A 20,300-nucleotide genomic window follows, 5' to 3' on the forward strand; every position below is an offset into this window, starting at 1 on the left:
CTGGGAAACATATCGTTGGAACAGTCTATTTGAAATGGGGGTAGCAGAATGTTGCTTGTATATGCTATTGCTTTACTGCTCGGAGGGCTATTAGCGGTAAATGCCATTTTCGCTTATCAAAGCAAACACATCGATCCGGCTTTTTGGACAACAGTTTGGTATCAAACGAAGCTTCTGCCAGTTCTGTTTACTGCAAATTTGATGATCGGATTCGGGGTGAAATTTACATACAAGGTATTCGGGAACTTAACTTTCGCCCTTACTTTTTCGAAAGGAATTGAAATATTGGTTTGTGTATTGATGGGGTTTTTATTCATGAAGGAAGTTCCGAATTGGAAGACGTTGCTCGGTTTAGCTATTGTCATCGTAGGGTATTGGATTTCAAAGTTTAAGTGAAAGATAAAAATGTGTTTCTTCCTATTGGAGGATAGCGGCATTTCCAATTAAAGCTGCAAAAATACATAACACCGTTCAGAATTATATGAATGGTGTTATGTATGTTGTTTAATATCACAATGATTACTAATAACTTCTATCAAATGCTTAATAATAAAGTTATTTTTTATTTTGGTACATTTATGGTAAATGGCACAGTAATTACTTTTCCGTTTTGTTGGAATTGTCCCCAAATTTTATAGAGACCACCATCAGGGAAACTTGTCATAAATTTCGCATCTGGACCTGTTGCTTTTTCGTCTATTGGATGAACATGTAAATAAGTTTCTGTATCACCACTAATTGCTACAACATGTCCTACTGCACCTAAATATGGTTGTAAATTAGTAATAGGCTGCTTTGTATTAGCATCTTTAATCGTGAATGTCATCGTCAAGTCCATTCCAGTCATCAAATGGTCAAATTTCAACGTCACCTCTTTTCCATCCACTACTTTTGTTAATTCCTTTTCTTCTGTTAAAGCTGTAGTCTTTACTTTGTTTCCTGCTACTGTTACGTCATAAGTTTTTACCATTTTTTCTGCTCCTTTAGGTACAAAATCAGCAAAGAGCTTATATTCCCCTCCGGAAGGAAAATTTGAATTAATTGTAAATAATCCGTTCCCTTTATATTCAGGATGAATATGGTCAAAATGGGATAAATCTTTACTTACAACAATTAAGTGCATGAGTTTTTCATGTTCGACATCAAAATCCTTTATTGGTTGACCATTCTTATTATTTACCTGAATGTTTAAAGGGATTTGTTTTCCACTTTCAGGTTTTTCATTAAAGGAAAACTCTACTTTGGTATTATCCTTTTGAGGAGTGGATGTCATATCTCCGTGATTCATCCCTTCATGGCTTGTTTCCGTTTGTTTTTTATTTGAGTTATGGTCCATATCTCCATAATCCATTGAATCATCTTTTGAACAAGCCGCTAAGAATACTGATATAATTAGTGAAAAAACAACCAATGTAAGAAATCTTCGCTTCATCGTAATCCTCCTAAAAATTAGAATCATACAAATCCTACAACAAAAATGTGCAGAAAATATGCATTTATTTCGGTTACGATGTTTTTTAAAAATACCTTTTGTTTTACTGCGTATTTTTCGATTTCATAAAAAATGATTCCAATTCAATGTAAATAAATTATTTGAATAACTAAACCATCATATGACTAATCTTTAAAGGAAATGGAGAACTTAATCTTGTTAACTAAATTCACGGAGGGAATACACCATGAAAAAGATCCTAATCTTAATTCCAATCCTTATATTTAGCCTTGATTTAACAGGGTGCGCCAGAAATAACGTAAATAAAAATGATCTTGTAAATCGTGATCAAAATGTAACAAGGAACAACATCAACAACGTCAGGGACAATAATGATTCCAGAATGGGAGTTGCTGATGTTGCTGCTAAAAAAGTAACCGACCTGAAAGAAGTGGACACGGCAAATGTCATTGTTACAGAAAATAATGCATATGTAGCCGTAAAGCTATCACCTACATCCCAAAATGAGGATACTAATAGTATTGAACATAAGATTTCACAAAGAGTGAAATCCACTGATCGAGATATTGATAACGTATATGTATCGGAAAACCCTGACTTTTATGATCGCATGAACACATATGCCTCTGATATTCGTAATGGTAGACCAATCTCAGGTTTCTTTAATGAGTTTACTGAAACAATTCGTAGAGTATTCCCTAAAGCCAAATAAGGTGAATAAAAAATCTTGGCAATATGCTAAGCATTTTTTATGATTTTCTTAGGATAAATTATCCACCTTTTAGATTTGTTATGATGTTGAATAAGGTCTTGAAATAAATAGCTAGTGAAAACAGTTATTGATTTATATTTTATTGAGTTCTTTTTAAGGTTACTTTCTCGGAACTATAAGTGGAATGACATTCATTTTGACATAGCAATTGATGTACATAAAAGCATAACTCGCCACAGTATGATCTGCCCCGTAAATGTTAGACACCATTCTAACATTTTCGGGGTGTTTTTTTATGGCTAAATTTAATGCGGAAGATAAAATAGCTGCTGCTCAGCGCTATTTGAATGGCAATGATAGTTATCAAAAGATTGGGGCTTCCATTGGAGCACACTCTTCTCTTATAAAAACCTGGGTGAAGCAATACGAGATAAACGGTGTAGAAGCGTTTCAAAAATCCTATACAAGTTTCTCAACAGAGTTTAAACTAGACGTACTAAAATATATGAAAGATTACAGGACGTCACCGAATGAAACAGCTGCTATTTTTAAGATAGCTGATCCTTCTACCATTCGAAATGGGAAAATATCAAAAAAAATTGAAACAACATCAAATTACACAGAGTATGTCCCGGAAAGGAAACTGTTTTGATAATGCAGTCATGGAAAATTTCTTTGGCTTATTAAAGTCCGAACTCCTTTATCTACAGGAATTTGATAGTATAGAGCATTTTGAACGGGAATTAGCTGATTATATATACTATTACAATCACAAAAGAATGAAGTCCAAATTAAAAGACCTGAGTCCGGTCGAATTCCGAACTCAAGTCTTAAAAGTTGCATAAAAGTTATTTGTCTAACTTTTATGGGTCAGTTCAAGTATTGGCGAGTTCTCTTCGTTATGGAACTATGCGAGAAATTTTGTCTGTTTCCTCTTCAAGTACATGAATTCCTCCGATTACTTCATAAGCTGAACCAATTGACACAAGCATATCTCCTGTGATGGCGAGTTTTTGTTCTTGTAGCAGTTTAATTAAATCTGTTTCTCCTATTTGACTTGATACAGAAATAGCCTCTAATATTTGTCCAATCGTCTTAATCCAAACACCGGTTAGTATTTGTTGTTCACCTATTGTATTTGCATCTTCCTCAATATGCAAAAGCCCTGATAAACCTTTAATTTCAATGATCTGACCTATTACTTGAATCCAAAGCCCTAATGCAACCTCTTTTTCCAGTCCTAAAATTTTATTACTTTTTTTCTCGCTGAATTCTTTTCTGTTATTGCTCATATTTTTTGGAAGTTCCATTATTACCAACCCCAAAACTAAAATTTGCTTTATTTTATGTGAATCAAATGGTATTGTGTAGCCAATTTTGCTCATTCTACACACTTCCATTGATGTACTGTCTTGAATAACAATGGATAAACCTCCAAGGTTACTTACAAACCACTGAGTTGCTTAAAAGTAATTTTAGCCACATCCTTCGGTAAAGGAGGGATTTCATAAGCCACCTTTCTGTCGTAATATATGTCAAAAGCGACAGAAAGGAGTCATTTCTCTATGTTCAACTAAACTTCTTCTTTAGTACAACAACACATCTCCACCATACTCTACTACCTAATCAAAACGTTCTGTATCTATTCCATCCAAAATATCCTCTAATTCTGTAAGAAAATTTAGTTGTACAGGTGCAGGGATTTGCTCCATCCACTTTTTTATTTCTGGTAACTCCTCAGCCTCATCTATATTCGTTGGTTTTGGATGAAGAGTTGCCCACCATTTCTTCAATTCATCGATAAATTCATAAAAGTAGCGTTCAAATCTTTCTGCCCATTCTGCTCCTTCATCACCAGAAGTCTTTTGCATCATACTCCAGGCTTCCATCGCTGTTTCGAAGTACTCATCAATCATCTTCATGTAGAACTCCTTTCTACTCTCATTAATTGAATGATAATTATTCATTGTTTCATATTTTTTTAAGGGTAGCTTTTTTACTTAAGGTTTTTAATTTATACATATTTTTATCAGCAATCTTAATTAGACTGTCCATATCTTTTCCATCAATTGGATAAATAGCAAATCCAGCAGAAACTGAAATTTTTTTTTCTGTCTTTTGGGATAGCTCTCTCAATCCGTTTTCAATCCTCTTAATCATTGCTTCAGTTTCAGTTTGATCTGAGAAGGGGGAAATGATTAAAAATTCATCTCCTCCCCATCTTGCGATAATGTCACTGACGCTAGTGCTTTTTAGAAGTATAGTCGAAATATTTTCAAGTACCAGATCTCCATATTTATGACCATCTGTATCATTTATTTGTTTAAAGTCATTACAATCTAATATTAATATACTTAGTTGTTCGATTTTTTTCGCTGATGATATTAGTTTTGGGAAAATCTCCTCAATAAAACGTCTATTGTAAAGCCCAGTTAAATAGTCTTTTTCGGAATAAAACTTAGCCTTGTCATATTGTTTTCCCAGCCACCAGAGTGTCACGGTAGTTACAATCAAAACGGTTGTATCTATGAACGTCCGAATCGAACTTTGAAGTGTAATATAATTATAAGCAACATAAGGTATTCCAACAATTATACTAATTAAGGTTGTTACTATTCTTCCTTTGTATTTCAAGGGATGTATCACTCTTTCTTTCCGAATTAAAACCTACTTTTTATTTAAATTATTTTCCATTATAAATAATCTGTATATTCTCCTAATATACCACATCCTGATGTTTTTACATTTATCGAAATGTAAATTTGTTCAATAAGAAAAGCCGCATCAATGGCAGCTGGTTCTTTACTATAAGCACCAGTTAACCATCCATGAAGCTTTTCAGCAACCATATTTATTTGTTTTGATGAATAATATAATCCGCTGTTCGAATGGCCAAGGCAACTGTTGTAAGTGTAGGATTGGCCCCTAAAGTCGGTAAGATACTGTTATCCGCTACATAAAGTCCTGAAATGCCGTGAATTTGACCGAATTTATTAACTGCAGAAGTGTAAGGGTCATTACCCATGCGGCAAGTTCCTGATTCATGGTTATCATCCCCGGGTGCACGCAGATAAATCTTGGGCTGCCCGTCAATGATGCCTAAGGACGTAAGAACCCTTTCCATTCCTGCTGCCAATTGCTGAATGACAACTCGATCCCGATTACTAAAATTGAAATGAACCTGGATCTTTGGTACACCATATTTGTCTCTCTCATAGGGATCAAGAAAGATCATGTTTTCAAATCGTGGTTCTACATTTCCATAACCATGGAAGATCATCTCTAACTCATCTTGAAGCGGTTTTTCAAGCATGCCAAATTCGATTTGATAAGGATTGTCCTTCGTATTTGGAATCAAAATACCAATCCTCCCCAAATCCTCTGGTAACAACTTCCGGTTGATTATTGGATTTGCAGCTAAAGCAGAATGATCGATAAGAAAGTGGCCAATGGCTGGACCAGAAATTTCTGAATGAAGGAGCAGGCGTGGAGTTTCAAAAGTACTTGCCGACAAAACAATCGTTTTTGCTTTGATCCAGTATGATTTCAAATCCGGAGATACGACCTTAACACCCGCTGTTTTTCCTTTTTCAATAAGCAGTTGAACGGCACGAGCATTGACAGCAAGATCAAATGGCCTGTAATTTAAAGCTTCTGCAAGGAATAGGATGGAACTAAATACAGCGTTGGAATGGATCACGCCATATTTAGTAGGTGTTATGTCGACAGCAAAAGGAATACTTGTCGCTTTATAAAATCCATTTGCCCAAAGACGGTTTAGAATGATTCGAGTGGGTAAACTCGATTTCGAAAAGGTTTTATTCACATTCATGACCTGTTCAGCGATTTTGTAGTAAATATTCATCTCTTTTAGTGGGATAGGCCATTGTGAAATAAGATAGGAAGGAATTCGAGGACAAGCTGCTGCCCACTGTATAGTCCGGCCCCCTAGACCAAAAACTTGTTTTGCACCTGAAAATTCAGGAAGTCTTTTCCCAAGTGGTCTTGTTATAGAAGAAATATATTGTAATGCTCGTTCGCGGGAGAATAATCCGAGATTTTCAACATGTGTTGGTAACAATAGGTCTCCTGCTTCAATCATACCAACTCGTTTTCCTTTATTTCTCCATTGATCACAAAGCCGCCATAAGGCAGCTCCTCCTCCTGCTCCACTCCCTATAACCAACACATCATAATCTGTTTGCGCCATTTTTTCTAACGGGGTGAGTGGAATCCAGGAATCAACAGTTTCCGGTGAGATCACCTGAGGGCAAGCCGGGGGAAAAGAGGCTTGTTTCGGTTTAATGGCAGATGAAGTAGAAAATTTACTGTAAGTATCCAGATCGGGATTATTTTTATCCCATTTTAATCCCATTTTATTTAAAAGCGTTTTCAAGGCTTTTGCTGCAACCAAGAAGAAATCCCGATCAGCGATACCTGGCATACCCTTTGGTTCAATCGATATAAATCCGGAATATCTTTTCTCTTTTAATGAAGTAAGTAATTTTACAATTTCAGCGTCTCCTTTTCCAGGCGGAACCACTTTACCCGTATCTATTTGAGCATCCTTCAGATGAATGTAAGAAATATAAGGCTCTACAAGAGGATAGGCATGGGTCATTGGCAGCACGGAGGAGCGTAAAAAATTAACCGGATCAAACGCAAAACGAAGATTAGTGGAGTTGATACTTTGAAGAATATCAAGTGTGCGTTCCCCGGTATCCCCATACATTGTCGTATCGTTCTCAAGAAGAAGGATGACACTTTCATGTTCAGCGATATGAGTCAGATCTTTTATTCGCCTTAAAACTTCATCTCTATACTTTAAAGGATATTCTCCTTGAGGAATGATAAAAGAGCGAATCCGAATGTAGGGTGTACCAAAATATTTGGCTAAATAAATAGCCCGCCTCATATCATTAAGCTGTGGAGTAAAATCATCTGTTATAGGAATAATCCCGATCGGTGAAGCAATGGAGGAAATGCGAAAACCTCGAGCATCCAGGCGTTTTTTTACTTCTGCTACTACCTCATCATTGAGTTGTAAAACATTTTTTCCTCCTACACCACGTAAATCAATATAATAAATCCCTTCGGAGGCCAAAGTATCCATTTGAATTTCCAAATCGGGTGAAATTTCATCACCAAAAGCTGTTAATGTAATCATGTGAAGGCACGCTCCTGATCCTGATGGATGATATAATCTGCTGTTCGAATGGCTAAGGCAACTGTCGTCAGTGTCAGGTTTGCCGAACCGATGGAGGGAATGACACTGTTATCAGCAACATATAGTCCCTTCACACCATGTATTTGCCCATACTTGTTAACTGCAGAGGTTGATGGATCCTTACCCATTCGGCAGGTTCCTGAGTCATGATTTTGATCACCCGGCGGCATTAGACAGATGGAAGGCTGGCCCGGTTTCGAATGCATACTTATACCACAAAAAGAAGAAATCTGTTCAATTGCACCAGCAATTTCACGGATGATGGCTTGATCCTTTTTACTATAGGAAAAATGTATTTGTACTTCTGGCACCCCGAATTCATCCGTTTTATAGGGATCTAATGTAACTTTATTTTCAAATCTAGGATCAACCTCACCAGAACAAACAAAATTTATTTCTAGTTCCTTTAGAAAAGGTTTTGTTTGGTATGGTTGGTACCAAAAGTATCCATTTGGTCCTCTTAGCTGTATTTGATAGTGCCTATCAGATGTTGAAGGAATTAAAATGCTTAAAGTTCCTAAAGGTTCCGGAAATTCCTCACGGCTCATTGTTCCAGTGGCTAACACAAAAGAATGATTCATTAAATAATGTCCGATGGCTTTCCCTTTAATTCCCGAGTGAAGAAGCAATCGAGGTGTTTCAAATGTACTAGCTGATAATACAACGGTCTTTGCTTTTAAAATATAAGGTTTTTTTTCTGAAGATAGGACCTTTACGCCAACTACTTCTCCACTTTCAACAAGTACTTGAACGGCACGAGTTTTTACAGTTAAATCGAATGGGCGGTGATTTAATGCATTTGCAAAGAAATCGATTGCTCCAAAAAATACATCTGAACCCTCCTGTCCATAAATTCCAGGACCAAGTTCGGCGGCTATAGGAGCAGAAGCAGCTTCTGTAATACCCTTCCACTGCAATCTATTCAACAATATTTCTGTCATTTGGGAACCCTTTGTGTATTCTCTTGATACATTCATTATCCTTTCTGCAATTGTATAATAAGCTTCCATCTCTTGGACCGTGACAGGCCATTGTCTAAATTCTAACTGATTCAACCGTGGGGTGATTGCATTCCAAAATAAAGTTCTTCCACCAAAGGCAAAAACTTGTTTAGCCCCCTGAAATTCGGGATTAAATCTACCTAATGGTTTTGATACATACTCATGAAGTTTGTTCATACGTTCACTATTCATAGTAGGAATATTGGCTGCTTGTGTTGGGAGCAAAAAATCACCAGATTCAACGACACCTACTTTTTTTTCATTTTTCCCCCATTGTTCGCATATTCTCCAGGTAACTGCTCCCCCGCCTGCACCAGTGCCAATAATCAAAACATCGTATTCGGTATTGGCCATCTGTTCTAAAGGAGTAGAAGGAATCCAATTATTCCTCAATGGCTTCTCACATCCCTTTATTGATGCTTAACTATAATCTGAATCTGACCGTAAGCAAAAGTGATCTATATTAAAAAGATACAATTACAGATACCGTCTCCTCATTCATATTATTTAAGATTCCTAGTTATTCCTAGAAGTTAGGCATAAAAAGAAGCAGCCAAGTGCTTTAAAAAAGCATAGGCTGCTTATCATATACAGAAGAAAAATGAATGTACTTGATTTCCCTAGGGAAACCAACATAGGCTACAACTAAAAGCGATCGTCTTTCACTTCTATTTTTTCTCCCCTGAAAAATGCCATGATGGTAATAAAAAGGAAAGGAAAAACGACAAGGGTAGTAACAATTAATGGCCAAATAATAAATGTTGCTTCAAAATGCTCCATATCTGACTTGAACATGGTAAGTGTGAGAAGGAGGGTAATAAACGTAACAGGAAAGATAATAATCTGTTCATCCTTTAATTTTAATAATCTTGATAGGATTACTTTTAAAACAAACAGCATGATGGTTGCTTTCATATAGGAACCAACAATCAAGGCGATACCAATGAAAGACTCATTCCTTGTAATAATTTCCTTAATATTAACCAAACGTGCCAATTCAAAAAGTGAAAATTTATATGTACCTGAAAGTGGTCCTAAAGCCATAATCGTGCAAAGAATAGAGGTAATGATTAAAAACCCTTGAAGCAAAAGAGCTGAGAACATATATTTTTTTAATGACTTGGCCTGTTCCTTATTAACAAATGGAAGTAAAAATGAAAAAAGGACTATTTCACCATATGGGAAACCCAGTATGGAATAAGTACCATGTATAACCGGTTTCATTCCTTCTGGAAAAACAGGTAGGAGATTTCCTACGTGATAATTTGGTAAATTCAATATTATTACTATCAATGCAAAAAAGATTGAATAGCAAAGAAGCAAAATAAACATTCTGGCCATTACCTCGATACCTGCTTTGACCGTTAACGCAGCTACCAGCAATATGAGAACATGAAATACATAAGCGGGTGTTTCTGTCATCATTGAAGTAGTGAAAAATCCACCTATATCTATGATAATGTAAGAAATAATTAAAAAAAGCACGATCAGTATCGGAATACAAATACATAGCGCAATCCATTTTCCAAGTAATTTCCTGCTATAATCGATTATAGTCCAATTTGGATTTTTTCCATATAAATATAAAACACATGCCAATAAAAGTAATCCATAACCATTAGCAATAATTACTGATAGCCACGCTCCATTATTAGCAGCTAACGTCAAAGGCTGTGGGATATTAATATAGGCAGATCCAAGCATAAAAGAGAGAAATAAACACGCCATTTGTCCAGAACTTACTGTTTCCACTTTATTCAATTTATTCCCTCCTTTCCTATCCCATTTAGAGCTTATATGGGTACCTTGATAGCTTCGACAATTTTATGGGCAGGTTTTGAAAAAAGGAAGTGAACGAGTTCATCTAAATTTGGCCATGCTAAATCCAACACATAAACGCCACTAAGGTATAGGATGGGCAGCGCCAGTAGTCCATAAACGATACGATCTCTACGATTTGATTGCTTTAATTTTGGAGCGTCGCAAAACAAAATACCTACGCACACGATAACAAGAAAAACAGTTTTCTCAAACAATGTCTATTCCCCCGTTACTTTTTCGCCAATAGGCATGCCCGTACTTCTAATATTCACTTCAACATCAATGATAAAGTGGATGTCAGCAAAAATGTCGTCCCAATCCTTTTCCCATTTTTTCCATAAGGCAGGGTCTTGTTGATACAGTTTATTCCCCATTCCCAACACATCCACTTTCTCTTCCTGCATACGTTCAATCACGGATTCGATCTTCTTTTCTATTATTTTTTTTATATGATCTTCTAATTTTTTTTCTTCGCCAACATTGGTTATAGTAGTACAACTTAGTTCACCAATCGTCCCTTCTATTTTAGTCAACATGTGAATAGTGGGTGGTTTCATGGTGAATTTGGGAGTTATTTTTGTTTTAATTAAGGAAGTTTCTAACGCTTCCATTTTCGAAGAATCTTGACTCCCTTCATCCAAACAAGGAAACTCAATTATCCCGCTTTTAAATTTATTCATTAACATAAGAACTTCTTGAACGTCACTCGGTTCTAGGAGTTCTGCCATTTTCCCTTTACTAATAATTGCCACCCCGCTGCTATAGGGAGCTTTTTGTTGATCTTCCTTTATTTTAAAATACGGGATTAAAGCCGTTTTCGCTTTACTTTTTAATTGCAAATCTATATCTAACATGCTAGCTTTAATTGTCTTACCTGCATATTTGGTAGAACTTTCGATAATAGTTTGCAATTGCTGACTTACTGTTTTTTCAATAAACGGCTTTATTGTCAAATAATCAGCCGCTTTTCCATTAGTAACAATAACCAAGGTAGTGAGGCGAACATCTTCATTACGATTAAAAAAGTCAAGAATCTCCCCAATATCGTGTTCCTTTGCAAACTCTTCTCCAATTAATATGACACGCATATGACTCCAACGGGGTAAACGTCCTAAATATCGATTTATGTCACGAACTCCGTCAAAGACACTTTCATTTATCGCTTTTATATTTGTATAGGCTTGTTTTTCCCCGCCGCCCATTCCTCCTGTCGTTTCTGTCGGTGAATAGGATTGAGCGTTTATTTCAATACTGCCTTCTTCTGTTTGGTCTAAACTAATCCCCATGATAAATCCAAATTCCGTTAACTCCCTACTGTCCCAACATCCTGTTAAAGATAGTAATAAAAACATAATAGGCAAAGCTTTCATGGCGCTTGAATTCATTGTCTACCATACTTTCTTAGGTGATTTAATTTTTACGCATTCCACGTACTCGTGGGGACTTCCACAATGTTTTAATTGGTGCACGAATTAATACATCGAGTAACAGCCTCGGTCTGAATGGAGTTAGTGGACTAAAGTATGGCTGTCCTAATGACCTTAACTGTGTTATATGTAACATAATGAGCAGGTATCCGATCATAATCCCAAATCCCCCCAATACAGCAGCTAAAACCATTAAAGGGAATTGGAGAATCCGTAAACTGATAGAGATGCTATAGTGAGGGATAGAAAATGAAGCAATTCCAGTTAATGCGACTAAAATAACAATAATAGGAGAAGCGATGTTGGCAGTAATGGCTGCATCACCAACTATTAAGGCTCCAACAATACTTACCGCCGAACCAACTGGCCTTGGCAAACGAATGCCGGCTTCTCGGAGTAATTCAAAGAAAAAAATCATTATGATTGCTTCAACAAACGCCGGAAAAGGAAGCCCTTCCCGAGTATCAAGAATGGCCATTAAAAGGGTGGTTGGTATGAGTTCAGGATGAAAAGTCGTTAAAGCAACATAAATACTCGGTAATGATAGAGCGATAAAAAAGGCAGCAATTCTTAATAGACGAATACATGATGAAAACACGACACGATGATAATAATCCTCACTTGCTTGGAAGAATTCCGTTAATAATCCGGGGCAAATTAATATGGTTCCGGTACCTTGTACCATTACAATTATTTTCCCTTCTAATAAACCAGAAATAGCTACATCAGGTCGTTCAGTAGACCGATATTGGGGAAATGGTGAATAAGTTGAATCTTCAATTAACTCCTCAATATATGCTGTTTCTAAAACGTCTCCTTTTTTAGCAACTTCAATCCTGTTTTTAAATTCAACTAACATTTCCGCGTTAACCGTTCCCTCTAAATAACCAAAGGCGATCTCGGTTTTAGTAGCTCCTCCTGCTCTAAATTTCTCAATTTTAAAATGAGGGTTCTGTAATCGTGTTCGAAGCAACCCGATATTTCTTTGCAGATCTTCAACGGTTCCTTCACGGGGGCCTTGTACCACAGATTCAGTGACAGGTTCAGAGACTTGTCGTGAGTTAATTTGACTCGCTTGCGCATAAGACAACACTTTGTTCCAACCATCAAAAAAGATCACAATGTGTCCTTGTAAAACGTTGTCCACAGCCTGGTCAAAGCTATCAACTAGAACAGCGTTTTGACCAGATATTCCATGTTGACTGAAAAATTTTATGATATCTCTCGGTTTAATCATCGTTGCTGGACCAACTTCATGTGGTACCAAATCCTGCATGGATTCTTTCATATAATTTACGGCTTTTTCTTGAACCAATGTCTCGAAATAAACCGAGAAAGCGTTATAGATTAAATCCGGTCCATATTGCCACGGAAAGATTTTTAAATCTTCACAGTTAGAAAGAACAGATTTTAATTTCTCAAGATTTTCATTTGAATTTTTAGAGATTGTTGTAGATTCTTTAAAAAACATTACAGTAACCTCTTTTTTCTTTTATTGTCTTATTATGGTATAAAAGTTAAAAATTATTCCAAAAAAGAAGGAGGATCGACTCCTTATTGAAGTAACGTTTTAAAATTGACTAATTTCCCTCCCTTTGAACACACTAAAATTAAAAAGTCATGGAGGATATAGATTTGATTCTAACAAACCCTATAAGTGCACCAGAGGTGGGAACACTTTGGCTTACATACATAGAAAAAACCCTTATTATGAGAATGTTGGAATACTTTATAGAAAAATCGGATGACCCACAAGCTACGAATATTATGGGCGGTTTGTGGCAAGAACTGAATTATTTTCTTTTGCAAATGGAAGAGATATTTAGAGACCAAAAAATGGTGAAACCTGTTGGATACACAAAAGAAGACGTCAACGTAGAAGCTCCTAAGTTATTCGATAATGGATTTGATATCATGTTCGTCCGTATTTTAAAAGAAGTTAGCATGGGTATGTACACCATTAATATGAATATGGCATATAACGATAAAGTTATGCAGATTTATGAGGGTCTTACTTCTGTTACTCAAAAAATTTATAAATTGTCTACCCTTTATCTGTTGGAAAGAGGGATTCTAACCCTTCCCCCAAAAGTTACTATGCCAAAAACAAATGAATTTATTAAAAACAAAAGGTACATGCAAGGATTTAACCCTTTTGGTGACAAGAGGACTTTAAATGACCTTGAGCTTGGTATTCTTCACCATGGAATTGAGACAAATAATATTGGAATGCAATTGATTACTGGTTTCGCACAATGTGCAGTGAACAAAGATGTTAAACAATATTTTGTAAAAGGAATTGAACTTTGTAAGAAACAAATCAAAACATGTGAGGAAATGCTTTTAGAAAGCAATGTTCATTTCTCTGCTACATCTGGAAGCACGGTAACTACTTCAACAATCGCTCCATTTTCGGATAGGCTCATGATGCATTGCGTCTACCTTCTCAATGGATTTGGACTTGTAGGAGGTAGTTTTGGAACCTTTTTTAGCTTAAGAAATGATATATCTATAAAATTTTCATTAATTGCCAAAGATATATTTTTCTACGGACAAGAAGGAATTGAAATTAAGATTAAGCATAGGTGGTTTGAAGAACCTCCACAAATGGAGGATAGGGCTCAAATAATAAAAGGTAATTGAATCAATTTGTTTTCTACCTGCTTTTTACCAGATAAAAGAAAAGGCAACGCCCCCGATTGGGTTCGTTGCCTCTTTTTTTATAGCGATCATTTAACTTGTTCGTGTCTCTGGTGAAAGACTGCGAATCTCTCCATGATTCCTTTTTTTCTTCGTTTTCGGCTCGATAAAATTAGGTGCCTTTAGACGTAGTATGAAGAAGAAGAATGAAGAATTGGGCAGGATTAGTTCCTGGGCAAAATGAAAGTGCTGGAAAAAGAAAATCAGCCAAAACTAAAAAAGAAATAAGTATTTAAGATTTACGATACGCTATAACCCTTTGTTTTTCCCGTACATGAATTCTTCAATCTCGTTTACAGATGATTCACTAGGAATAGCTATCACTTTTCCATCTATTTGATTGAAACGTTCTATTGCCACAGTAAATACTTTTTCTGTACCTGTTTCTGACTGCTTTACTATTATTTTCATACTCATTCCTGCAGCATCCTTAATTTTATTCATGTCTTCAGATGTCAAAGAGACTTTCATTTTTATCTCTTCTGTTCGGTCTTTGAAAGGGAACCGAATAATTATTTCATTTACCATATGATTTTGAAGAAATTAAAACTGAATATACAACATTAGAAAGAACTTCAACCAATATTGATAAAAAAAGATTTTTGCCATTATTATTAAACATTTTCCCACCTCTGGATTTTTTCTAAAGGTATTATCTGCATATACATGTAAAGCTATACCATTTAAAAAAGACACCTATTTGTGAAAATGAGATTATAATAATTTTTATTAAGGAGTGAGACTAACTTGTTATGGTGGGTCTTTACTTTATTCCATTGGTTGCCATCCATTTAAGCGCAAAAATCGGCGCTTCACCACAGAGAATGAAAATGGTTAGGAAGTGTCAATACTGATACTGACCTTAATCCAGTCAACCCTAATCCATAGACTTATTAATTATCGCTCTCCTCTTTTTTTTTAACGATCGAGCAGGGTCTTCTTAAGTATTACTTCCTTCATGCCACAAAAAAATACATAGTTATACCATATTTTGGGGATGATAATGGAAACATTTTAATAATGGAGTAAAAAAATGAAATTCATTAACCTCGCTTTAAAAAAGTTCATAAAAAGGGATATCCGACCAGTTGCTTTAAATCAGAACTCTATATCGTTTAAAGAGGTTTTCCATGCAATCGATGAAAATATTTCTTTTTTTAAACATACATTTTCTGATTCAGCTGATTTAATGATTAAGGAATTAAATGAAAGAAATAATCGGGGAATTTTGATTTTCTTAGATACGATGGCAGATAAGGATAAGATTCAAAGAGATATTGTAAAACCGATGATGGAATCGGAGTGTGCCCCGTTCGAAAGTGTACTTTATTCTAACTTTCTTAAATCAGATAACTTATTCAAAGCTAAAGAAGCACTTTTGAATGGGTCTTGTATCATGTTCTTGGATGGTGTCAAAGAATTCTACATGATAGAGGTTGGCCTCTCCAAAGAGAGGACCATTATAGAACCTAGTAATGAACAAGTCATTCAGGGATCTCATGAAGGTTTTATCGAAAATCTTTCAACCAATCTTCATTTAATTAGGAAAACGTGTAGGACCGCAAACCTTACCATGGAACAAATAACAGTGGGTGACCAGATTCAATCCAAAATAGCCATGGTTTATATGAAAGACCTTGCCAATAATGACATGGTCACCGAATTCAAACGAAGGGTACATCATATTTCAATGGATTATATCCCCAGTACTGGAGCTCTTCAGGAATTGATCGAAGATTCCACCTGGTCACCCTTTCCTCAGGTTTTAAGTACAGAGAGAGTAGATCGTGTTGTAAGTCATCTGAATGAAGGACGAGTGGCGGTGTTGATGGAAGGGTCTCCTGCTTGTTTAATTATTCCCGTCACTTTTTTTGCATTTTTCCATTCACCTGATGATTATAATTCACGCTGGATGATCGGAACCTTTATCCGTTCCATGAGGCTCGTAAGCATCTTCATTGCGGTTAATTTGCCTGCTATTTATATCGCGGTGATTGGTTTTCATTTTGAAGTACTGCCGGATGATTTAGTTCTCCCTGTTGTAAGTTCCATCAAAAATATACCTTTTCCTCCGTTAATTGAAGCACTTGTCATGGAGTTGACCATTGAACTGATTCGTGAAGCAGGGGTACGCCTTCCGTCAAGGATTGGCCAAACCATCGGTATTGTCGGAGGTTTGGTTATTGGTGATGCAGTTGTCCGTGCAGGTCTCATTTCGAATACCATGATTGTGGTTGTGGCGATTACGGCCATTGCAGCCTACAGCATCCCGACCACAGAAATGAGTGATGCCGTACGATTTTTGCGTTTTCCCCATATGATTTTGGCATCAACCTTTGGATTTGTAGGGATTACCTTTGGGTTTATGTTTACTTTAGCTCATTTATGCAGGTTAGAATCATTTGGCACAGCCTACTTTGCACCTTGGGCACCATTTCGATTAAAAGACATGAAAGATACGTTTATCCGTTTACCCCTATGGAAATTTAATTCACGTCCGCTTGATTCAAAACCGAACACGCTGAAAAAGCAATCTTTGGCAAGGGGCTGGGATAGTAATGAAACAAAACAAGAATAGCATTACGAACAAACAGCTTGTCTTAATGATTATCCAGGCCCAAATTGGTGTAGGAATATTATCGTTGCCCCATGATGTGGCATTATTAGCCAAACAGGATGGCTGGATTTCCACTCTACTAGCAGGAGTCATCTCGCAGGCGATTATTTTTGCATTTTGGGGACTAAGCAGAAGATTTCCTTCGTCATCTTTGTACGAAATACTTCCAAAATTACTGGGGAAAGTTGTCGGGAAGCTATTCATTCTTAGTTATGCACTCTATTTTATGGTAACGGGGAGCTTAGTTTTAGCAAGATATAGTGATATCCTGGATAAATGGATCTTACCGCGTACCCCTAATTGGATTACAATGGTTTTAATCCTCATCACCTGCATTTACATCGTCAGTGCAGGTTTAACCAGTATAGCGAGATTTTATGTACTGGTATCCCCCATTCTATTTGTATTATTAGTGTTGATTGTGTATGCAATGAAGGATGCGAACTTCCTGTATATCTTTCCAGTAGGGAACCATAGCATTCTAACGATATTGAAAGGTTCAAAAGAAGCTGCTTTCTCTATGTTGGGCTTTGAACTGTTTCTTTTTATCCATCCCTATGTGCAAGCTTCCGGAAAAGAGAAGCTGATCGCCATCACAACAGCGAATATTTTTGTCACCTTCTTTTATACTTTTTTGGTGTTTGCAGCCCTTGTCTATTTCGAGCCCAATATAGATATCGGACTGACTCCAGAGCCATTATTATATATGATTAAAGCCTATTCGTTTCAGGTTCTCGAAAGGACGGATTTATTTTTCTTATCGCTCTGGCTTGTAGTCGTTGCAACTTCGATTGCGAACTGGCTATTATTATCTGCAATGGGGTTGGCCAGTCTTTTTAGAAAAAAAAACTATGCCCGCTTACTGCCAATTGTTGCAGGAGTCAATTTAATTTTGGCTCTTCTTCCTGATCAAGGAAGAGACTTTGAAAATTTTAATCACTTTCTTGGGCCGACGCACTATATTTTTATCGGCATCATACCCGTACTTCTACTCATTCTCTCGTGGGTTTTGTCGAAAAAAGAATTGGTGAATAAGCCATGAAAAGCAAAAAGCCTATCCTTGTACTTTTATGTTTATTACTTACTGGATGCTGGGACCAGCACCTGATGAAAAATGCAGTATTGGTACAGATATTAAGTTTTGATTTAGCAGATAACGACGAAATGTTATTAGGGGTTTCCATTCCCATAGTCGAGGAGTCCTCCGAGGGACCGCAAGCTAGGGTAAAAAGTGAAACACTTTCTGCAAAAGGTCATACACCAAGGGATTGTCGGCTTAAAATCGATCGGGAAGTATCTGGAATATTAGATTCATCTAAAAATAAACTGATTTTGTTCGGCGAGCGGATGGCGGCTGCAGGTATTTATCCACCATTAGATGTGATTTGGAGAGATCCGCGCAATTCACTGGGGGCGACACTAGGGGTAGTGGCCGGTGAAGCGGTGGATCTGCTTGAAATTAATCCAAAACATGAGCCAAACGTTAGCGAATATATCCAAGAAGCTCTTACTAGCGCAGAAGAAAACTCGATCGTTCCATTTCAAACCATCCAGACACTAGCCTCAGAAATGCTTGATCCGGGAGAAGATATTGTCCTCCCTTATCTTAAAATGAATAAAAAGAAAAGCGCAGTAGTGGTCGGCCTAGCCCTAATGGATGAAAAAAAATATTCGGGAAATTTATCTCCGCAAGATTCATGCCTCCTTCTTTTATTGAATAACAAAAAAGGTAAATACGCACGATTTACAAAACGAGTGAATAAAGAAAAGCAGCAGAAAATAAAAAATTATATTTCATTTAATGTCAACAATATGAAAAGAAAATTAAAAGTTCATGTAAAAAATGGAGAGGTTTCTGTTCAATTAAACCTACATTTAAAGATCAACATAGAAGAATATCCCAAAGGGGATGTTCCAAAAGATATAGAACGACTAAACAAGGTGTTATCAAAGGAGCTTACAGAAGACGCGAAACTGGTTATAACAAAATTACAGCAAGCGAATTGTGATGCATTCGGAATTGGGAGGAGATTGATCGCGTTTCACCCCAATACTTGGGAAAAGCTAGATAAGAAGGTTTATTTTAAAAATATAAAGATTAATACGAATGTAAAAGTTGAAATCATCAAACAAGGTATTGTCTTGTAGTGTTTAAGTAATCAACCATGGGCACACGAAGAAAGTGAGCTGTTCGCCGGATATTGGCAATACTTTTATGTTTTACGTTCCGAGATTGGTTGTTATAATGGAGGCTATGAAATATCTAGGGGGATGTCACAATGACCACATTTGAAAAGTTAAAACCTATTATTGCAGACCAACTGGGTGTGAAAATGGAGAATATCAAACCGGAGGCATCATTCAAAGATGACTTCGAAGCTGATTCGCTTGATATGGTGAACCTGACGATGGAAATTGAAGATGAATTCGCAATCGAAATTAGTGACAAAGTTGCAGCGACGCTTCAAACTGTGAGAGATGTCGTAAACTTTATTGAAAATTTTCGTTAACAAATAAGTAAAGGCGGATGGCCCAACGCAGGTGAACGTATCGCAGAAGGCATCCGCTACTATGGATTATACAGAAATGCTCTTATCGCCCGAGAATATTTCCTTTATAATCCTATCTCATTCTTTCGGCATTTTGCTCATATCCATATACAACAAATTCCACCGATGACCATCCAAATCAGTAAAACCGCAGCCGTACATCCATCCTTGGCTCTCTGAAGACTCTCCAAATATTGTACCGCCAGCCTCTACTGCATTCTTTGCCATTACATCTACTTCTTCTCTGCTGTCGGCATCCACGGATAGCAATACTTCCGTAGCTTGCTTTGTATCAACAATTACCTGTCTGGTAAATTTTTCGAAAGTAGACGCTGGAAAAAGCATAACCCTAGCATTATGATCCCCGATGATCAATTGTGCTTGATCGCTATTGCCATGTTGCTCATTAACCATAAATCCTACTTTCCTATAAAACTCTTTTGATTTATTGATGTCTTTTACCGGCAAGTTAATCCAAAATTGTTTTGGCATTGTTATTTCTCCTTTTTTACTATTCATCCGATTTGCATGGCTATTCGAATATTTTTGAGTGTTGTTTATACCGCACTTATTTTTACTTCTAAATCAATTGTAATTATACCATATTATGTAAAACTCGTAAAAGAGTCTATTTTATGTGGAGTTAGTTTTGTAAGTCTATTTATCTTCGCTGTTGGGGGAATTATAAGGAATATTCCTTTAAGCTGACAAAATCGGATTACTTTTGATAGATATGAAAAAACAACGATGAAAGGCCACCAATTTGTGACCTTTCATCGTTGTTTTGAACGGT

Annotated in this window: 21 protein-coding genes and 1 pseudogene; 10 read left to right on the plus strand and 12 right to left on the minus strand. The window is 36.5% G+C overall.

Annotation, left to right across the window (positions count from 1 at the left end):
• Positions 1–48 precede the first annotated feature (48 nt).
• Complete coding sequence (locus tag ACSU6B_RS19760; RefSeq protein ID WP_215007765.1) at positions 49–396, plus strand: hypothetical protein; 348 nt, start codon at positions 49–51, stop codon at positions 394–396.
• Between the two features lie 166 nt (positions 397–562).
• Here ACSU6B_RS19760 and ACSU6B_RS19765 read toward each other — a convergent pair whose 3' ends face one another.
• Complete coding sequence (locus ACSU6B_RS19765; RefSeq protein ID WP_410887933.1) at positions 563–1,432, minus strand: hypothetical protein; 870 nt, start codon at positions 1,430–1,432, stop codon at positions 563–565.
• A gap of 247 nt (positions 1,433–1,679) precedes the next feature.
• Here ACSU6B_RS19765 and ACSU6B_RS19770 point away from each other — a divergent pair, with 247 nt between their 5' ends.
• The 3 genes and pseudogenes from ACSU6B_RS19770 to ACSU6B_RS19780 all read left to right on the plus strand — a co-directional run.
• On the plus strand, positions 1,680–2,165 hold the full coding sequence (locus tag ACSU6B_RS19770) for a YhcN/YlaJ family sporulation lipoprotein (RefSeq protein WP_410887935.1): 486 nt from the start codon (positions 1,680–1,682) through the stop codon (positions 2,163–2,165).
• A gap of 295 nt (positions 2,166–2,460) precedes the next feature.
• Positions 2,461–2,817 (plus strand): transposase, encoded by a 357-nt coding sequence (locus ACSU6B_RS19775; RefSeq protein ID WP_410887937.1) that lies wholly within the window; start codon positions 2,461–2,463, stop codon positions 2,815–2,817.
• A pseudogene (locus ACSU6B_RS19780) lies at positions 2,738–3,010 on the plus strand (IS3 family transposase); the annotation flags it as partial. The gene ACSU6B_RS19775 and the pseudogene ACSU6B_RS19780, both read left to right, overlap by 80 nt.
• Positions 3,011–3,064: 54 nt before the next feature.
• Here the strand turns inward: ACSU6B_RS19780 and ACSU6B_RS19785 are convergent.
• From ACSU6B_RS19785 to ACSU6B_RS19825, 9 genes are all read right to left on the minus strand, one after another.
• A complete protein-coding gene (locus ACSU6B_RS19785) occupies positions 3,065–3,550 on the minus strand; it encodes a hypothetical protein (protein WP_410887939.1) in 486 nt (161 codons plus the stop codon).
• A 237-nt stretch (positions 3,551–3,787) separates the two neighbouring features.
• Positions 3,788–4,087: a hypothetical protein gene (locus ACSU6B_RS19790; protein ID WP_168243944.1), complete on the minus strand. Its 300-nt coding sequence runs from the start codon at positions 4,085–4,087 to the stop codon at positions 3,788–3,790.
• A 49-nt stretch (positions 4,088–4,136) separates the two neighbouring features.
• Complete coding sequence (locus ACSU6B_RS19795; protein WP_410887941.1) at positions 4,137–4,799, minus strand: GGDEF domain-containing protein; 663 nt, start codon at positions 4,797–4,799, stop codon at positions 4,137–4,139.
• 217 nt (positions 4,800–5,016) lie between these two features.
• Positions 5,017–7,332, minus strand: coding sequence for a TIM barrel protein (locus ACSU6B_RS19800; RefSeq protein ID WP_410887943.1), 2,316 nt, complete (start codon positions 7,330–7,332; stop codon positions 5,017–5,019).
• Positions 7,329–8,786, minus strand: a complete 1,458-nt coding sequence (locus ACSU6B_RS19805; RefSeq protein ID WP_410887946.1) for a GMC oxidoreductase — start codon at positions 8,784–8,786, stop codon at positions 7,329–7,331. The genes ACSU6B_RS19800 and ACSU6B_RS19805 overlap by 4 nt, the downstream gene beginning before the upstream one ends.
• A gap of 252 nt (positions 8,787–9,038) precedes the next feature.
• A complete protein-coding gene (locus ACSU6B_RS19810; protein WP_410888069.1) occupies positions 9,039–10,145 on the minus strand; it encodes a GerAB/ArcD/ProY family transporter in 1,107 nt (368 codons plus the stop codon).
• A 41-nt stretch (positions 10,146–10,186) separates the two neighbouring features.
• Entirely contained in the window at positions 10,187–10,429 is a 243-nt protein-coding gene (locus tag ACSU6B_RS19815) for a hypothetical protein (RefSeq protein WP_410887948.1), read from the minus strand.
• A 3-nt stretch (positions 10,430–10,432) separates the two neighbouring features.
• The gene (locus tag ACSU6B_RS19820) at positions 10,433–11,584 is read right to left on the minus strand and encodes a Ger(x)C family spore germination protein (protein WP_439277514.1); all 1,152 of its coding nucleotides are present in this window, start codon (positions 11,582–11,584) and stop codon (positions 10,433–10,435) included.
• Positions 11,585–11,624: 40 nt separating this feature from the next.
• Positions 11,625–13,112, minus strand: coding sequence for a spore germination protein (locus ACSU6B_RS19825; protein ID WP_410887952.1), 1,488 nt, complete (start codon positions 13,110–13,112; stop codon positions 11,625–11,627).
• A gap of 164 nt (positions 13,113–13,276) precedes the next feature.
• Here ACSU6B_RS19825 and ACSU6B_RS19830 point away from each other — a divergent pair, with 164 nt between their 5' ends.
• Together ACSU6B_RS19830 and ACSU6B_RS19835 are read left to right on the plus strand one after the other, a co-directional pair.
• Complete coding sequence (locus ACSU6B_RS19830; RefSeq protein WP_410887954.1) at positions 13,277–14,284, plus strand: DUF3231 family protein; 1,008 nt, start codon at positions 13,277–13,279, stop codon at positions 14,282–14,284.
• Positions 14,285–14,487: 203 nt separating this feature from the next.
• Positions 14,488–14,577: a hypothetical protein gene (locus ACSU6B_RS19835; RefSeq protein ID WP_410887956.1), complete on the plus strand. Its 90-nt coding sequence runs from the start codon at positions 14,488–14,490 to the stop codon at positions 14,575–14,577.
• Positions 14,578–14,590: 13 nt separating this feature from the next.
• On the opposite strand, the gene ACSU6B_RS19840 is transcribed toward ACSU6B_RS19835, so the two are convergent.
• Positions 14,591–14,812: a hypothetical protein gene (locus ACSU6B_RS19840; protein WP_410887958.1), complete on the minus strand. Its 222-nt coding sequence runs from the start codon at positions 14,810–14,812 to the stop codon at positions 14,591–14,593.
• A 562-nt stretch (positions 14,813–15,374) separates the two neighbouring features.
• On the opposite strand from ACSU6B_RS19840, the gene ACSU6B_RS19845 reads away from it, so the two are divergent.
• The 4 genes from ACSU6B_RS19845 to acpP all read left to right on the plus strand — a co-directional run bounded on the left by ACSU6B_RS19845 (position 15,375) and on the right by acpP (position 19,468).
• The gene (locus tag ACSU6B_RS19845; protein WP_410887960.1) at positions 15,375–16,919 is read left to right on the plus strand and encodes a spore germination protein; all 1,545 of its coding nucleotides are present in this window, start codon (positions 15,375–15,377) and stop codon (positions 16,917–16,919) included.
• Entirely contained in the window at positions 16,900–18,000 is a 1,101-nt protein-coding gene (locus ACSU6B_RS19850; RefSeq protein WP_410887962.1) for a GerAB/ArcD/ProY family transporter, read from the plus strand. The genes ACSU6B_RS19845 and ACSU6B_RS19850 overlap by 20 nt, the downstream gene beginning before the upstream one ends.
• The gene (locus ACSU6B_RS19855) at positions 17,997–19,106 is read left to right on the plus strand and encodes a Ger(x)C family spore germination protein (RefSeq protein WP_410887964.1); all 1,110 of its coding nucleotides are present in this window, start codon (positions 17,997–17,999) and stop codon (positions 19,104–19,106) included. Before ACSU6B_RS19850 ends, ACSU6B_RS19855 begins: the two co-directional genes overlap by 4 nt.
• A gap of 131 nt (positions 19,107–19,237) precedes the next feature.
• Positions 19,238–19,468: an acyl carrier protein gene (gene acpP, locus ACSU6B_RS19860; protein WP_410887966.1), complete on the plus strand. Its 231-nt coding sequence runs from the start codon at positions 19,238–19,240 to the stop codon at positions 19,466–19,468.
• 117 nt (positions 19,469–19,585) lie between these two features.
• Here the strand turns inward: acpP and ACSU6B_RS19865 are convergent, their stop codons facing one another.
• The gene (locus ACSU6B_RS19865) at positions 19,586–19,999 is read right to left on the minus strand and encodes a VOC family protein (RefSeq protein WP_410887968.1); all 414 of its coding nucleotides are present in this window, start codon (positions 19,997–19,999) and stop codon (positions 19,586–19,588) included.
• Positions 20,000–20,300: the final 301 nt, after the last annotated feature.

This window comes from Neobacillus sp. C211 (assembly GCF_051842875.1).
Taxonomy (GTDB): Bacteria; Bacillota; Bacilli; order Bacillales; family Cytobacillaceae; genus Neobacillus.

Coding starts and splice junctions, on each gene's coding strand:
- acpP (WP_410887966.1), top strand. CDS start 19,238: ATGACCACATTTGAAAAGTTAAAACCTATTATTGCAGACCAACTGGGT.
- ACSU6B_RS19770 (WP_410887935.1), top strand. CDS start 1,680: ATGAAAAAGATCCTAATCTTAATTCCAATCCTTATATTTAGCCTTGAT.
- ACSU6B_RS19865 (WP_410887968.1), bottom strand. CDS start 19,999: ATGCCAAAACAATTTTGGATTAACTTGCCGGTAAAAGACATCAATAAA.
- ACSU6B_RS19845 (WP_410887960.1), top strand. CDS start 15,375: ATGAAATTCATTAACCTCGCTTTAAAAAAGTTCATAAAAAGGGATATC.
- ACSU6B_RS19785 (WP_410887939.1), bottom strand. CDS start 3,550: ATGAGCAAAATTGGCTACACAATACCATTTGATTCACATAAAATAAAG.
- ACSU6B_RS19765 (WP_410887933.1), bottom strand. CDS start 1,432: ATGAAGCGAAGATTTCTTACATTGGTTGTTTTTTCACTAATTATATCA.
- ACSU6B_RS19855 (WP_410887964.1), top strand. CDS start 17,997: ATGAAAAGCAAAAAGCCTATCCTTGTACTTTTATGTTTATTACTTACT.
- ACSU6B_RS19840 (WP_410887958.1), bottom strand. CDS start 14,812: ATGAAAGTCTCTTTGACATCTGAAGACATGAATAAAATTAAGGATGCT.
- ACSU6B_RS19820 (WP_439277514.1), bottom strand. CDS start 11,584: ATGAAAGCTTTGCCTATTATGTTTTTATTACTATCTTTAACAGGATGT.
- ACSU6B_RS19850 (WP_410887962.1), top strand. CDS start 16,900: ATGAAACAAAACAAGAATAGCATTACGAACAAACAGCTTGTCTTAATG.
- ACSU6B_RS19800 (WP_410887943.1), bottom strand. CDS start 7,332: ATGATTACATTAACAGCTTTTGGTGATGAAATTTCACCCGATTTGGAA.
- ACSU6B_RS19790 (WP_168243944.1), bottom strand. CDS start 4,087: ATGAAGATGATTGATGAGTACTTCGAAACAGCGATGGAAGCCTGGAGT.
- ACSU6B_RS19835 (WP_410887956.1), top strand. CDS start 14,488: ATGAAGAATTGGGCAGGATTAGTTCCTGGGCAAAATGAAAGTGCTGGA.
- ACSU6B_RS19775 (WP_410887937.1), top strand. CDS start 2,461: ATGGCTAAATTTAATGCGGAAGATAAAATAGCTGCTGCTCAGCGCTAT.
- ACSU6B_RS19825 (WP_410887952.1), bottom strand. CDS start 13,112: ATGTTTTTTAAAGAATCTACAACAATCTCTAAAAATTCAAATGAAAAT.
- ACSU6B_RS19760 (WP_215007765.1), top strand. CDS start 49: ATGTTGCTTGTATATGCTATTGCTTTACTGCTCGGAGGGCTATTAGCG.